At 59.7% G+C, this 14,763-nt stretch carries 14 protein-coding genes; 11 read left to right on the plus strand and 3 right to left on the minus strand.

Annotation, left to right across the window (positions count from 1 at the left end):
* Positions 1 to 165 precede the first annotated feature (165 nt).
* From gcl to ACA079_RS23665, 8 genes are all read left to right on the plus strand, one after another.
* Positions 166 to 1,941 carry a glyoxylate carboligase gene (gene gcl, locus ACA079_RS23630; RefSeq protein WP_497701137.1) on the plus strand — a complete coding sequence of 592 codons (1,776 nt, stop codon included), beginning with the start codon at positions 166 to 168 and terminating at the stop codon, positions 1,939 to 1,941.
* Positions 1,942 to 2,085: 144 nt separating this feature from the next.
* Entirely contained in the window at positions 2,086 to 2,868 is a 783-nt protein-coding gene (hyi, locus tag ACA079_RS23635) for a hydroxypyruvate isomerase (protein WP_223431574.1), read from the plus strand.
* A gap of 50 nt (positions 2,869 to 2,918) precedes the next feature.
* Positions 2,919 to 3,806, plus strand: a complete 888-nt coding sequence (locus ACA079_RS23640) for a 2-hydroxy-3-oxopropionate reductase (RefSeq protein WP_497701138.1) — start codon at positions 2,919 to 2,921, stop codon at positions 3,804 to 3,806.
* 183 nt (positions 3,807 to 3,989) lie between these two features.
* Positions 3,990 to 5,270 (plus strand): glycerate kinase type-2 family protein, encoded by a 1,281-nt coding sequence (locus ACA079_RS23645; RefSeq protein ID WP_497701139.1) that lies wholly within the window; start codon positions 3,990 to 3,992, stop codon positions 5,268 to 5,270.
* On the plus strand, positions 5,260 to 6,675 hold the full coding sequence (gene pyk / locus ACA079_RS23650; RefSeq protein WP_497701140.1) for a pyruvate kinase: 1,416 nt from the start codon (positions 5,260 to 5,262) through the stop codon (positions 6,673 to 6,675). The genes ACA079_RS23645 and pyk overlap by 11 nt, the downstream gene beginning before the upstream one ends.
* Before the next feature lie 184 nt (positions 6,676 to 6,859).
* Positions 6,860 to 7,774: an urea transporter gene (locus ACA079_RS23655; RefSeq protein WP_497701141.1), complete on the plus strand. Its 915-nt coding sequence runs from the start codon at positions 6,860 to 6,862 to the stop codon at positions 7,772 to 7,774.
* A 21-nt stretch (positions 7,775 to 7,795) separates the two neighbouring features.
* Entirely contained in the window at positions 7,796 to 8,620 is an 825-nt protein-coding gene (locus tag ACA079_RS23660; protein WP_497701142.1) for an ion transporter, read from the plus strand.
* Between the two features lie 102 nt (positions 8,621 to 8,722).
* The gene (locus tag ACA079_RS23665) at positions 8,723 to 9,721 is read left to right on the plus strand and encodes a sulfate ABC transporter substrate-binding protein (RefSeq protein ID WP_033056035.1); all 999 of its coding nucleotides are present in this window, start codon (positions 8,723 to 8,725) and stop codon (positions 9,719 to 9,721) included.
* A 190-nt stretch (positions 9,722 to 9,911) separates the two neighbouring features.
* On the opposite strand, the gene ACA079_RS23670 is transcribed toward ACA079_RS23665, so the two are convergent.
* On the minus strand, positions 9,912 to 10,541 hold the full coding sequence (locus ACA079_RS23670; protein WP_497701143.1) for a hypothetical protein: 630 nt from the start codon (positions 10,539 to 10,541) through the stop codon (positions 9,912 to 9,914).
* Positions 10,542 to 10,777: 236 nt separating this feature from the next.
* Between ACA079_RS23670 and ACA079_RS23675 the strand changes: the two genes are divergently transcribed.
* Positions 10,778 to 11,983, plus strand: a complete 1,206-nt coding sequence (locus ACA079_RS23675) for an MFS transporter (RefSeq protein WP_497701144.1) — start codon at positions 10,778 to 10,780, stop codon at positions 11,981 to 11,983.
* Positions 11,984 to 12,044: 61 nt separating this feature from the next.
* Here ACA079_RS23675 and ACA079_RS23680 read toward each other — a convergent pair whose 3' ends face one another.
* Together ACA079_RS23680 and ACA079_RS23685 are read right to left on the minus strand one after the other, a co-directional pair.
* Entirely contained in the window at positions 12,045 to 12,449 is a 405-nt protein-coding gene (locus ACA079_RS23680) for a type II toxin-antitoxin system HicB family antitoxin (protein ID WP_056742059.1), read from the minus strand.
* Positions 12,449 to 12,661, minus strand: a complete 213-nt coding sequence (locus tag ACA079_RS23685) for a type II toxin-antitoxin system HicA family toxin (protein WP_497701145.1) — start codon at positions 12,659 to 12,661, stop codon at positions 12,449 to 12,451. Before ACA079_RS23685 ends, ACA079_RS23680 begins: the two co-directional genes overlap by 1 nt.
* Before the next feature lie 280 nt (positions 12,662 to 12,941).
* On the opposite strand from ACA079_RS23685, the gene ACA079_RS23690 reads away from it, so the two are divergent.
* A complete protein-coding gene (locus tag ACA079_RS23690) occupies positions 12,942 to 13,661 on the plus strand; it encodes an SDR family oxidoreductase (protein ID WP_497701146.1) in 720 nt (239 codons plus the stop codon).
* 131 nt (positions 13,662 to 13,792) lie between these two features.
* Complete coding sequence (locus ACA079_RS23695; protein WP_497701147.1) at positions 13,793 to 14,680, plus strand: LysR family transcriptional regulator; 888 nt, start codon at positions 13,793 to 13,795, stop codon at positions 14,678 to 14,680.
* Positions 14,681 to 14,763: the final 83 nt, after the last annotated feature.

The following is a 14,763-nucleotide window of genomic DNA, read 5'->3' on the forward strand; positions in this document are numbered from 1 at the left end:
ATAATTCTCGAAAAGCGCCACATGCGACGAAAAGCCACAGTAGATCGGGCTTCCGACGAATGAAACGGCCGCTTGAGAAAATGGATTGACCTGCGCCGTCCGCCGTGAATACACTCTGCGCAAAGCCACTTGTATACAATTACAAAACGTAAGAGGCACAAAACCATGAGCAAAATGAGAGCAATCGAAGCCGCCGTTCTGGTGATGCGCCGTGAAGGGGTTGATACCGCTTTTGGCATCCCCGGCGCCGCGATCAACCCGCTGTACTCCGCCCTGCAGAAGGTCGGTGGCATCGATCACGTCCTTGCTCGCCACGTTGAAGGCGCCTCGCACATGGCCGAGGGCTACACCCGCACCAAGGCCGGCAACATCGGCGTGTGCATCGGCACTTCCGGCCCGGCCGGTACCGACATGGTCACCGGGCTCTACAGCGCCTCGGCCGACTCGATCCCGATTCTTTGCATTACCGGCCAGGCACCCCGCGCCCGTATGCATAAGGAAGACTTCCAGGCTGTCGACATCACCTCGATCGTCAAGCCAGTGACCAAGTGGGCAACCACCGTCATGGAACCGGGCCAGGTGCCTTACGCGTTCCAGAAAGCCTTCTACGAAATGCGCTCCGGCCGTCCTGGCCCGGTGCTGATCGATCTGCCGTTCGACGTGCAGATGGCTGAAATCGAATTCGACATCGACGCCTATGAACCACTGCCGCTGGCCAAGCCAACTGCCAACCGCGTGCAAATCGAGAAGGCGCTGGCCATGCTCGATCAGGCCGAGCGTCCGTTGCTGGTGGCCGGTGGCGGCATCATCAATGCCGACGCCAGCGAGTTGCTGGTGGAATTCGCCGAGTTGACCGGTATTCCGGTGATCCCGACCCTGATGGGCTGGGGCACCATTCCGGACGATCACCCATTGATGGTCGGCATGGTCGGTCTGCAAACCTCGCACCGCTACGGCAACGCCACGATGCTCAAATCCGACCTGGTGCTGGGTGTCGGTAACCGTTGGGCCAACCGTCACACCGGTTCGATCGACGTTTACACCGAAGGCCGCAAGTTCATTCACGTTGACATCGAACCGACCCAGATCGGCCGCGTGTTCACCCCGGACCTGGGCATCGTTTCCGACGCCGCTGCCGCGCTGACCGTGTTCATCGAAGTCGCTCGCGAATGGCAAGCTGCCGGCAAGCTGAAAAACCGCAGCGCCTGGCTGCAAGACTGCCAGCAGCGCAAATCCAGCCTGCAGCGCAAGACTCACTTCGACAACGTACCGGTCAAGCCGCAGCGCGTTTACGAAGAGATGAACCAGGTGTTCGGCAAGGACACGTGCTACGTCAGCACCATCGGTCTGTCGCAGATTGCCGGCGCGCAGTTCCTGCACGTCTACAAACCGCGTCACTGGATCAACTGCGGTCAGGCCGGCCCATTGGGCTGGACCATTCCGGCAGCGCTGGGCGTGGTCAAGGCTGATCCGACCCGCAAGGTCGTGGCGCTGTCGGGCGACTATGACTTCCAGTTCATGATCGAAGAATTGGCGGTGGGCGCGCAGTTCAAGCTGCCGTACATCCACGTGGTGGTGAACAACTCGTATCTGGGGCTGATCCGTCAGGCCCAGCGCGGTTTCGACATGGACTACTGCGTGCAGCTGTCCTTCGACAACCTGAACGCTCCGGAACTCAACGGTTACGGTGTCGACCACGTCGCGGTCGCTGAAGGCCTGGGCTGCAAGGCGCTGCGTGTATTCGAACCGGGTCAGATCCAGCCTGCCCTGCGCAGGGCTCAGGAGTTGATCGAAGAGTTCAAGGTGCCGGTGATCGTCGAGGTTATTCTGGAGCGCGTGACCAACATTTCCATGGGCACCGAGATCAACGCCGTCAACGAATTCGAAGACCTGGCGCTGGTCGGCAACGATGCGCCAACGGCGATTTCGTTGCTCGATTAAGTTGACCTGATACCTGTAGCAGCTGCCGAGGCACGAGGCTGCGTTGCGTGTCCGCAGGACCGCCATCGGGGGCCGCTTCGCAGCCCAACGCAGCCTCGTTCCTCGGCAGCTGCTACAGGCACCTATTTTTCACAGGAGACCACCATGCCGCGTTTCGCCGCCAACCTGTCCATGCTGTTCACCGAGCAGGATTTTCTTGCCCGTTTTGAAGCTGCCGCCAAGGCCGGCTTCAGTGGTGTCGAATACCTGTTCCCTTACGACTTCAGCTCTGCCGAGATCAAAGCCAAGCTCGATGCCAATGGCTTGACCCAGGTGCTGTTCAACCTGCCGGCCGGGGACTGGGCCAAGGGCGAACGCGGTATCGCGTGCCTGCCGGACCGGGTTGAAGAGTTCCGCGCCGGTGTCGACCTGGCGATTGCCTACGCGCAAGTGTTGGGCAACACCCAGGTCAACTGCCTGGCCGGTATTCGCCCACAAGGCATCGACGATGCCACCGTGGAAAAAACCTTCGTCGCCAACCTCAAATACGCCGCCGACAAGCTGCAAGCGGCGGGTATCAAACTGGTGATGGAAGCGATCAACACCCGCGACATCCCGGGTTTCTACCTGAACAACACGGCGCAAGCCCTGTCGATTCGCGAACAGGTCGGCAGCGCCAACCTGTTCCTGCAATACGACATCTACCACATGCAAATCATGGAGGGCGACCTGGCCCGCACCATGGCTGCGCACCTGGGCGAGATCAACCACATCCAGTTGGCCGACAACCCAGGGCGTAACGAACCGGGCACCGGTGAGATCAACTACCGCTTCCTGTTCGAACACCTGGACCGCATCGGTTATCAGGGTTGGGTTGGCTGCGAATACAAGCCGCTGACCACCACTGAAGCAGGTCTGGGCTGGTTGAAAACGCATAACGCGATTTGAAGCGCTCCCCGTCTACGAGGGGGCAGCAATAAAAACAAGAGGAATTTCTCATGGCTAAAATCGGATTTATCGGCACCGGCATCATGGGCCACCCAATGGCGTTGAACCTGCAGAAAGCCGGTCACAGCCTGTTCCTGTCGGCGCACCACGACGCTGCGCCTGCTGACCTGATTGCCGGTGGCGCCGTCGCCCTGGCGAACCCGAAAGAAGTCGCGCAAGAAGCCGAATTCATCATCGTCATGGTGCCGGATACCCCGCAGGTCGAAGACGTGCTGTTCCGCGCCGACGGTGTTGCGGCCGGTGTTGGCAAAGGCAAAGTCGTGATCGACATGAGCTCGATCTCGCCAACCGCTACCAAAGCCTTCGCTGCCAAAATCAACGAAAAAGGCGCTCAGTACCTCGACGCGCCAGTGTCCGGCGGTGAAGTCGGCGCCAAGGCCGCGACCCTGAGCATCATGGTCGGCGGCGATGCCGATGCCTTCGAACGCGTTCTGCCACTGTTCCAGGCGATGGGCAAGAACATCACGTTGGTGGGCGGCAACGGCGACGGTCAAACCGCCAAAGTAGCGAACCAGATCATCGTGGCGCTGAACATCCAGGCCGTGGCCGAAGCCCTGCTGTTTGCTTCGAAAAACGGTGCTGATCCAGCCAAGGTCCGTGAAGCACTGATGGGCGGTTTCGCATCCTCGAAGATCCTCGAAGTGCACGGCGAGCGCATGATCAAAGGCACCTTCGACCCAGGCTTCCGCATCAGCCTGCACCAGAAGGACCTGAACCTGGCCCTGGCCGGCGCACGCGAGCTGGGCATCAACTTGCCGAACACCGCCAACACCCAGCAAGTGTTCAGCACCTGCGCGGCCATCGGCGGCAGCAACTGGGACCACTCGGCGCTGATCAAGGGTCTGGAACACATGGCGAATTTCTCGATTCGCAAGTAGGAGCTGCCGAAGGCTGCGATCTTTTGATCTTTACGCCCGACCGTTCACCGCGTTATCCGCAAAAAGATCGCAGCCTGCGGCAGCTCCTACAGGATCCGGTTCATCCCACCAAAAAGGGGTGAACCTTCCAGAGCTGCCGCAGGCTGCCTTCCTCCAATAACAAGAAATTCCCGGGAGCCCGCCATGTCGGTCAATCCGCAACAATTCCTGCGCGAGCTGTTTGCCACAGCCATCGACGCGGCCCATCCGCAGCAAGTTCTCGAAGCCCATTTACCCAAAGACCGCAGCGGTCGGGTGATCGTCATCGGCGCCGGCAAAGCCGCCGCGGCCATGGCCCAAGTGGTGGAGCGTTGCTGGCAAGGTGAAGTCTCAGGTTTAGTGGTGACGCGTTACGGTCACGGCGCCCCGTGTGAAAAAATCGAAGTGGTTGAAGCCGCTCACCCGGTGCCTGACGCTGCTGGTCTGGCGGTCGCCAAGCGCGTGTTGGAACTGGTCAGCAACCTGACCGAAGACGACCGCGTGATCTTCCTGCTCTCGGGCGGCGGCTCTGCCCTGCTGGCTTTGCCCGCGGCCGGCATCACCCTGGCCGACAAGCAGTCGATCAACAAAGCCCTGCTCAAATCCGGCGCCACCATTGGCGAGATGAATTGCGTGCGCAAGCACCTCTCGGCGATCAAGGGCGGCCGCCTCGGCAAAGCCTGCTGGCCTGCCACTGTTTATACCTACGCGATTTCCGATGTACCGGGCGACCTCGCCACGGTCATCGCCTCCGGCCCCACCGTGGCCGACCCGAGCACCTCCGCCGAAGCACTGGCGATCCTCAAGCGTTACGCCATCGATGTTCCTGCCTCGGTGCGCAACTGGCTGCAGAGCCCGGAATCAGAGACAGTCAAACCCGGCGATCCGAGCCTGGCGCGCAGTCACTTCCAATTGATCGCCCGTCCGCAGCAGTCGCTTGAAGCCGCTGCGGTGAAAGCACGTCAGGCCGGTTTCAGTCCGCTGATCCTCGGCGACCTGGAAGGCGAATCCCGCGAAGTGGCCAAGGTTCACGCCGGTATCGCCCGTCAGGTCGTGCTGCACGGTCAACCATTGGCGGCGCCCTGCGTGATCCTCTCGGGCGGTGAAACCACGGTCACCGTACGCGGCAATGGTCGCGGCGGACGCAACGCCGAATTCCTGCTGAGCCTGACCGACAGCCTCAAAGGCCTGGCCGGCGTGTACGCGCTGGCCGGCGACACCGATGGCATCGACGGCTCCGAAGACAACGCCGGCGCGATCATGACCCCGGACAGCTACGCCCGCGCCGCCGCCCTCGGTCTGAGCGCCAGCGACGAGTTGGACAACAACAATGGCTACGGCTATTTCGAGGCGCTGGACGCACTGATCGTCACCGAGCCGACCCGCACCAACGTCAACGACTTCCGCGCCATCCTGATTCTCGAGAGCCCTAAAAATGACGCCTGATAAAAAGGTCAAAATCCTCGCCACCCTCGGCCCTGCCACTGACGGGATCGACGACATCCGTGAGCTGGTGCAGGCCGGGGTCAACATCTTTCGCCTGAACTTCAGCCATGGCGATCACGCCGACCACGCTCAGCGCTATCAGTGGATTCGTGAAGTCGAGCGCCAGCTGAATTATCCGCTGGGCATTCTGATGGACCTGCAAGGCCCGAAATTGCGGGTCGGCAAGTTCGCCGAGGGCAAGGTGCAACTGCATCGCGGTCAGGCCTTGCGCCTGGATCTTGATCCGACGCCGGGGGATGAGCGCCGGGTCAACCTGCCTCACCCGGAAATCATCGCGGCACTGGAGCCGGGCATGGACCTGCTGCTGGACGACGGCAAGCTGCGTCTTCGCGTGGTGACCAAGTACTCCGACGCCATCGACACCACCGTGCTGAATGGCGGCGAACTGTCGGACCGCAAAGGTGTGAACGTACCTCAAGCGGTGTTGGAACTGAGCCCGCTGACCGCCAAGGATCGTCGCGATTTGAGCTTCGGTCTGGAGCTGGGTGTGGACTGGGTCGCTCTGTCGTTTGTGCAGCGTCCGGAAGACATTCGCGAGGCGCGCGAACTGATCGGCGACAAAGCGTTTTTGATGGCCAAGATCGAGAAGCCATCGGCGGTGACGCAACTGCGCGAAATCGCCGAATTGAGCGACGCGATCATGGTTGCTCGCGGTGACCTGGGCGTGGAAGTGCCGGCCGAAAGCGTGCCGCAGATTCAGAAAAACATCATCAGCATCTGCCGTCAGCTCGGCAAACCGGTGGTGGTGGCGACGCAGATGCTTGAGTCGATGCGCTTCTCCCCTGCCCCGACCCGTGCCGAGGTGACCGATGTTGCCAACGCCGTGGCCGAAGGTGCGGATGCGGTGATGTTGTCGGCGGAAACCGCGTCCGGAGAGTACCCGCTGGAAGCCGTGCAGATGATGAGCAAAATCATCCGCCAGGTGGAAAATGGTCCGGACTATCAGGCGCAACTGGATGTGAGCCGGCCTAAGGCTGAGGCGACTGTTTCCGATGCGATCAGCTGCGCGATTCGCCGTATCAGCAATGTGCTGCCGGTGGCGGTGCTGGTGAATTACAGCGAGTCCGGCACGTCGAGTTTGCGTGCGGCGCGGGAACGGCCAACGGTGCCGATCCTCAACCTGACGCCGAACCTGCAGACTGCGCGCCGGTTGACGGTCGCGTGGGGTGTGCACTCGGTGGTCAATGATCGGCTGCGTCAGGTGGATGAGGTGTGCTCGACGGCGCTGGAGATTGCCCAGGCGCAGGGCATGGCCAAGCGTGGCGACACGTTATTGATCACGGCGGGTGTGCCGTTTGGGCAGCCGGGGTCGACTAACTCTCTGCGTATAGAAACATTGATCTAAAGACCCCCTGTGGCGAGGGAGCTTGCTCCCGCTCGGCTGCGAAGCAGTCGCTTTAGCATGACGGTTCCAACAGAAAGACCGCATTCGCTGAATTTGGGGCCGCTTCGCGGCCCAGCGGGAGCAAGCTCCCTCGCCACAGAGTTTGTGCAATACCTTGGATTTTCCTCTGCCCCTAGACTTCATCATGCCTGCCAACCACTTCAACACCCACTGCCCCGACTGGGCCACTGCCCTGCTCAACGGCTTCAGCCAGATCTTCCTCCAGCGCAACCCGCTGTGCGGTCTGCTGTGCCTGCTGGCCATTCTTTTCACCGCGCCCGCCCTGCTCGGCGGTGCACTGCTGGGCGGTGTCGCCGGGCTGCTCACCGCGCAACGACGCGGTTATGCCAAGGCCGATCGTCAGGCCGGGCTGTTCAGTTACAACGGTGTCTTGCTCGGTTTGCTGCTGAGCCTCTACTTCCCGTGGTCAGCGATGTTGCCGCCGCTGATCATTGCCGCGGGCGGCCTGAGCGCGATGTTCACTCAACAGTGGCTCAAACGCGTCCGGGTCAGCCAATACCTGCCTGCCTATACGGCGCCCTTCGTGGGGCTGGGATGGTTGCTGCTGTGCTTCGCCACGCCCTCGACAAATGCGCACTTGGTCGAAATCAACACGCTGAACATGCTCGCCGCACCACTGAAAGGCCTCGGCCAGGTGATGTTCCTCGGTCATCCACTGGCCGGTGCGATGATTGCCGTAGGTTTGCTGATCGCTGATCGCCGCGCATTCTGCTGGGCGTTATTGGCGTCTGTCGCGGGCATGGGCTGGAGCATGCTGCATCACGACTTCTATACCGCATTGATCGGCCTCGGTGGCTATAACGCCGTACTTGCCGCCCTCGCCTTCAGCTCGCAGCGTCAGAAGCCTTGGCTGCCGCTAGTCGGTATTGCATCAGCGCTGTTGCTGACGCCGATGTTTGCCGCCATCGGTCTGCCAACGCTGACCGCGCCTTTTATCCTTGCCTGTTGGCTGATCCGTACGATTGTTCAAATGCTCGGCAAGACCACTATCGCCCGTACGCCTTGCACTCTGGAGGAGAATCAACCTAGGCTTCGCTGATTATTGGTTCAGGCGTTTTCCATGGACAGCAGCAAAAACTGGCGTGAAGAGCTTTACGTCATGGTTTTCCAAAGCGACACCACGGCCGGTCGGCGCTTCGACGGCATCCTGCTGTTGATCATCCTCGCCAGCATTGTGATCGTGATGCTCGACAGCATCGACGCGGTTCACCAGAACTACGCCAACGTGCTGGCGTACATCGAGTGGGGCTTCACGGTTATCTTCGCCATCGAATACGGCCTGCGGCTGTACTGCTCACCCAAGCCGTTGCGCTATGCGTTCAGCTTTTATGGGCTGGTGGATTTGCTGGCAATCGTGCCCGGCATTCTTGCGCTGTATTACGCCGATGCACAGTACCTGCTGATTATCCGGATCATTCGGATGCTGCGGATTTTCCGCGTACTCAAGCTCAGCCCGTACCTCAAACAAGCCAACTATCTGATGTCCGCATTGCGCGGCAGCAAGCAGAAGATCGTGGTGTTTCTGGTCAGCGTCTGCACCCTGGTGACGGTGTTCGGTACGCTGATGTACGTGATCGAAGGCCCGGAGCACGGCTTCACCAGCATTCCCAAAGGCATCTATTGGGCTATCGTGACGCTGACCACCGTAGGGTTCGGCGACATCGTGCCCAAGACGCCGCTGGGTCAGGTGATTTCGTCCTTGGTGATGATCACTGGTTACTCGATCATCGCCGTGCCGACCGGGATTTTCACCGCCGAACTGGCCAACGCGATGCGCGGTGAACAACTGCAACACGACTGCCCCGTGTGCAAGAAAAACAGCCACGAACATGGCGCAGCATTCTGCTCACGGTGCGGTAATCAGCTGTTCAAGAAAGTGGAATAAGCAAAGTACTTTTTAATCTTTAAAGGACTATGCGAGCCCCGTTATAGTCGCTGGCAAATTGCCTCACTTTTAAATAAAAACTTTACGAACAAGGACTGCGCAGTGAAAAAACTCTTTGGCGCCTCACTTCTGGCCGCTGGCCTGGCACTGACCAGCATGGCTCAGGCCGCACCGACCCTGCTTAACGTTTCCTACGACGTGATGCGCGATTTCTACAAGGACTACAACACTGCCTTCCAGAAACACTGGCAAGCCGAGCACAACGAAAACATCACCCTGCAGATGTCCTTCGGCGGCTCCAGCAAACAGGCGCGTTCGGTGATCGATGGCCTGCCGGCTGACGTCATCACCATGAACATGGCTACCGACATCAACGCCCTGGCAGACAACGGCAAACTGGTCCCGGATAACTGGGTCACCCGTCTGCCGAACAACAGCGCGCCGTTCACCTCGGCCACCGTGTTCATCGTCCGCAAAGGCAACCCGAAAGCCCTGAAAGACTGGCCCGACCTGCTCAAGGACGGCGTGCAGGTGATCGTGCCAAACCCGAAAACGTCGGGTAACGGCCGCTACACCTACCTCTCGGCCTGGGGTTATGTGCTGAAAAACGGTGGCGACGAAAGCAAAGCCAAAGACTTCGTCGGCAAGCTGTTCAAACAAGCGCCGGTGCTGGATACCGGTGGCCGCGCAGCCACCACAACCTTCATGACCAACCAGATTGGTGATGTGCTGGTGACCTTCGAAAACGAAGCGGAAATGATTGCCCGTGAGTTTGGTCGTGACCAATTTGAAGTGATCTACCCAAGTGTTTCCGCCGAAGCCGAGCCGCCAGTGTCGGTGGTCGACAAAACCGTCGACAAGAAAGGCACTCGCGCTGCTGCTGAGGAGTATCTGAAGTACCTGTGGTCGCCGGAAGGTCAGGAGATTGCTGCGGCGAACTACCTGCGCCCGCGTGATCCGGCAGTGCTGGCCAAGTACACCGATCGTTTCCCGAAAGTGGATTTCCTTTCGGTGGAGAAGACCTTTGGTGACTGGCGGACTGTGCAGAAGACCCACTTCAATGATGGTGGGATTTTTGATCAGATCTACAGCGGTCAGTAATTCCTGAGCCCAATGAAAAAGGCGACCTGAGAAGGTCGCCTTTTTTGTGGCCGAACACAAAACTCATGTTCGCTGAAGATCCCTGTGGGAGCGAGCTTGCTCGCGATGACATTTGTTTATTCGACAAATTTGTTGCCTGACACGCCGCCATCGCGAGCAAGCTCGCTCCCACAGGGTTTGTGCCAAGCAGCTACATTGGCGGTGTCACGCCGTCCTTGCCGGCCGAAATGGATTGCGCGGTCAGCGTCCCATCAGCACTTTGGGTCACAAACGTCACGATCTTCACCCCCACCTTCAGCAAGCTGCGATCCCCCGGCACCAGATTGACGATCGGCACATCCTCCGGCACCAGAATCTTCTGCTGGCCGCCCTTGTAGTTGACGGTCAACACCCGGCCATTGCTGACGACCAAATCACCGACACTGCCATTGGTCATGCTACTGCCCTTCGCCAAATCAAACGGCCGATGACCGTCGCCGCTACCGGCCAGTTCCGGTGGGAAGACGTGGACTTCCAGCGCCTTGAGCGTGCCGTCTTCCTGCGGCACGGCCGCCGAGCCGATATAGCTGCCGGGTTTGATGTCTTCGATATTGGCCAGGGTGACGGCGCGGACCTTAGTGTCCTTGGTCAAGTTGATCACCACGTTTTCACCACTGTTGACGTGGACATTCAGCACGTCGGGACTGACCCCGGTGATCTCGCCGCGAACGCCGATGCGCATGCCCGGCGCATCAGCAGCCTGGGCGAGACTAGCCGTGAACAAGCCGACCAAGGTAACAACTGAAGCGCCGCGAATCAGGTGACGAAACATCGCATTCATGAAAGTGCCTTCCGTTTAATGAAACGTGAAGAGAGAACATAAGCACGCTATCGAACAGGATGTAAGTGAATGTATCATCGGACCTCAATGTTTTGACGCAAGGTTCCTCGATGGACATCACACACGTCCGTCACTCATTCCGCAACGGAATGATTGCTATCACTCCAAACCCTCTTCTGCCCATTCCGATAGCCCTTTAGCCTGCGCGCATTCTCTTTTGCTCAGCGAGACCCGTTATGAACCCTGCGACCCAGGTGCCCCACGGCACCGCAACAATGACCCGAGGCATGGTGCTGCTATTCGCCTTCTGCTGCGGCGCCATCGTTGCCAATATTTACTACGCCCAACCGATCATCGGCCTGATCGCGCCGGACATCGGCCTGACCAGCACCATGGCCAGCCTGATCGTTTCACTGACCCAGATCGGTTACGCCTTGGGTCTGTTCTTCCTGGTGCCACTGGGTGATCTGCTGGAGAACCGCCGCTTGATGATCATCACCACGGTGGTGGCAATTGCCAGTCTGTTGGGCGCCGCGTTTACCGATCAGCCAAACGTGTTTTTGCTGATCTCGTTGCTGGTGGGGTTCAGTTCGGTGTCGGTGCAAATCCTGATTCCGCTGGCCGCGCATTTGGCACCGGAAGAGTCTCGCGGGCGTGTGGTCGGCGGGATCATGGGCGGTTTGCTGCTGGGAATTCTGCTCGCTCGACCTGTGTCCAGCGTGGTGGCTGACCACTTCGGCTGGCGCGCGATGTTTGTGATTGCGGCAGTGTTGATGGCGGCGATCAGCATGGTGTTGGCGCTGACGATTCCCAAGCGCCAACCTGATCACAGCGCTTCTTATGGTCAGTTGTTGGGCTCTCTGTGGACCCTGTTGCGCCAACAACCGGTGTTACGTCAGCGCGCGTTTTATCAGGGCTGCATGTTCGCCACCTTCAGCCTGTTCTGGACCGCCGTGCCGCTGGAACTGGCGCGCAATCATGGCTTGTCGCAAACCCAGATCGCGATCTTCGCCCTGGTCGGGGCCATCGGCGCCATCGCCGCCCCCATTGCCGGTCGACTGGCCGATGCTGGCCACACTCGCATTGCTTCACTGCTGGCCCTGCTGTTCGCCAGCCTGAGCTTCCTGCCGGCGTTCATCCATCCGGTCTACAGCGTCATCGGCCTCGCGGTCACCGGCGTGGTGCTCGATTTCTGCGTGCAGATGAACATGGTCCTCGGCCAACGCGCTGTCTACGCCCTCGACGCTAAAAGCCGCAGCCGCCTGAATGCGCTGTACATGACCAGCATTTTTATCGGCGGCGCGTTTGGTTCCTCGGTGGCCAGTGCGGTGTATGAGCATGGCGGCTGGTTGTGGATTGTGATTGTGGGCAGTGCGTTTCCGCTGTTGGCGTTGTTGCGGTTCTTGAGTGTTTCGCCGAAGCGTTCGTTGGCGACGGCATAGTCCACCAATAGCTTCGCGGGCAAGGGGTAGGCGCCCGCGAAGGCGATGGACTCGATTTCACTCAGTGCCGAACCAATTTCTCCATCGCCGCATCGGCCAGAAAGGAAGAACGGCTTTTAACATTGTGTTCGCGCACATATCGATCAATGCGCTGAATCACGTAGCCGGGCAGCGTCACGTTGACCTTCTCGGTTTTGCCCATGTACGGCGCGATGTCCAGCTCCAGCATTCCCCAGCCCATGTCGGCAAAGTCCGGATTGCCACGGTGAGCGGCAGCAGATGTAGGCATGGGAATCGACTCCCCGTCAGCCGCAATCTCCTGAAGCATGATGTGAGCAATCTCGACCGCCGCATTGTAGGCATCTTCAAACGTATCCCCAGCCGTTACCGCGCCTGGGATATCGGGGATCTGAATACCGATGGCGGTGTTCTCGTCGCCCCACTCGATACAGATTGGATATTGCATTATGGATCTCCTGCGTAACTGGCTCCCGGGTAATACAACCCGGCTCGCCTCCTGATGCTTTTGACCGTCCCGATCGGTAAATCCTTTTTCGGATGAGGGACGGGTATCGTGTACGGGTTGTATCGGTGTTTGAAGAGGTGATGACTGCCGGTAATCCGATCCAGTATCCAGCCGGCCTCCTCCAACTCCTTGATCAATAGCCTGCTCTGCACCAATAGCCTCCTTGCTCAGGCCCAAACAAAAGTAACCCTAGAGTTATCTTTACTCAAGCACAAAAATCCGGATCGCGACGCTCGGTTGTTTTGCAGAGTGTGATTGCGGGCCGCGGCATTCTTCCCAAGAATGAATCATTTCACTCGGCGTGATCCGTCACGCCGAGGTCAACCCGGATTACACTCAGCGTCCTGAGCCTCACGCGATGCTGGATGCGATTCGCGGCTGAACCGATTAAATGCCGCCTGACCCGCGGCATGTTCTTTGAAGGAGTGTGCAATGACCCGACGTACCTTTCTCATCACCGGCGCCAGTAAAGGCATCGGCCGCGCGGTCGCCGAGCACCTGGACCGCGCGGGTCATCGGGTGGTCGGAATCGCCCGATCGCCCGACCTGAGCTTTCCCGGCATCCTGTTTCCGCTGGATCTGAGCGACCGGGCACTGACTCAGGAAGTGCTGGCGGAGCTGGCCAGGACTTATGAGTTCGACGGGCTGGTGAATAACGTCGGTCTGGTGCGCCCGCAGGTGCTGGGGGAAATCGACCTCGACACGTTCGACGACGTGATGCGGGTCAACCTGCATTCGGCGTTGCAGGCCACTCAGGCACTGCTGCCGAACATGCGCGCCAAGGCCTGGGGTCGGGTGGTGAACATTTCCAGCCTGACCGTGCTGGGTATCACGCAGCGCACCGCCTACGCGGCGGCCAAAGCGGCGTTGATCAGCTTCACGCGATCCTGGGCGCTGGAACTGGCGCAAACCGGCGTGACGGTGAACGCCGTGGCCCCGGGGCCGACTGAAACCGAACTGTTTCGCGCCAACAATCCACCGGGCAGCGAAGGTGAAGCGCGGTATCTGGCCGGCGTGCCGATGGGGCGGTTGGGGCAACCGCAGGAGATCGCGGCGGCGATTGCGTTTTTGTTGTCCGAGCAGAGCGGGTTCATTACCGGCCAGACACTTTTTGTGGACGGTGGTGCCTCGATAGGCAAGGCCACTTTCTGACCGGCAACCCCTATCCGCTGTGGGAGTGAGCTTGCTCGCGATGAGGCCATAACATTCAACATCTAAGTTGCCTGTCAGACCGCTATCGCGAGCAAGCTCGCTCCCACATTTGATCTCCATAAGGGACGTAAATGGACCGCCTCGCCGCAATGGAAACCTTCGTCTACGTGGTAGAAACCGGTTCGTTTTCCGCCGCCGCCCGGCGTTTGAATATCGGCCAGCCCGCCGTCTCGAAAGCCATCGCGCATTTGGAGGCGCGTCTCGCGGTCAGGTTGCTGTTGCGCTCGACCCGAGGCCTGACGCCGACCGAGGCGGGCCTGGCCTTTTTCGAACGCTCCAAGCGTGCCATCGAAGAAGCGGACGAGGCCGACAACGCCGCTCGCGGTGCCGGCAGCGGCCTGAGCGGTAACCTGCGCATCTGTGCCGCCGTGACCTTCGGCCGGCTGCACATCGTTCCGCACCTGGGGCCATTTCTCGATCAGAACCCGGACCTGAACATCGATTTGATGCTGGACGATCGCAACGTCAATCTGGTGGAAGAAGGCGTCGACATCGCCCTGCGCATGGGTGCACAGAGCGACTCCGGCCTCACCGCCCGCAAGATCGCCGAATGCCGGCGCATGGTGCTGGGCACGCCCGCCTACTTCGAAAAACACGGCGAGCCTACCTGCCCTGCCGATCTGAGCCAACATCAAGCAGTCGTCTACACCTTGGGTGGCGGTGCCAACTGGCAGTTCCGCAACGGGACAGATGATCAGTCAGTCATCATCAGCGGCCGAATCCGCGTCAACGCCGCCGAAGGTCTGCGTGCAGCCGTGCTAGCCCATCAAGGGCTGACCATGGCATCCGAATGGATGTTTGCACCGGAACTGGCCGACGGCGCGGTCAGGGAAGTGATGAAGAATTGGACGTTGCCGAATCAGGACCTTTGGGCAGTGTTTCCGACGGGCAGAATGGCCAGTGCGAAGGCCCGGGCGTTTGTGGAGTATGTGCAGGGGTTGCTGACAAAAGACGTCTGATATTTCGATTATTTCGTTTATTGCGATTTTCGATTAATTCGAATAGCCTCTCAGCTTCGATTATTCAGAATATTGGAAACCGC

Source organism: Pseudomonas sp. LBUM1645 (assembly GCF_059716185.1).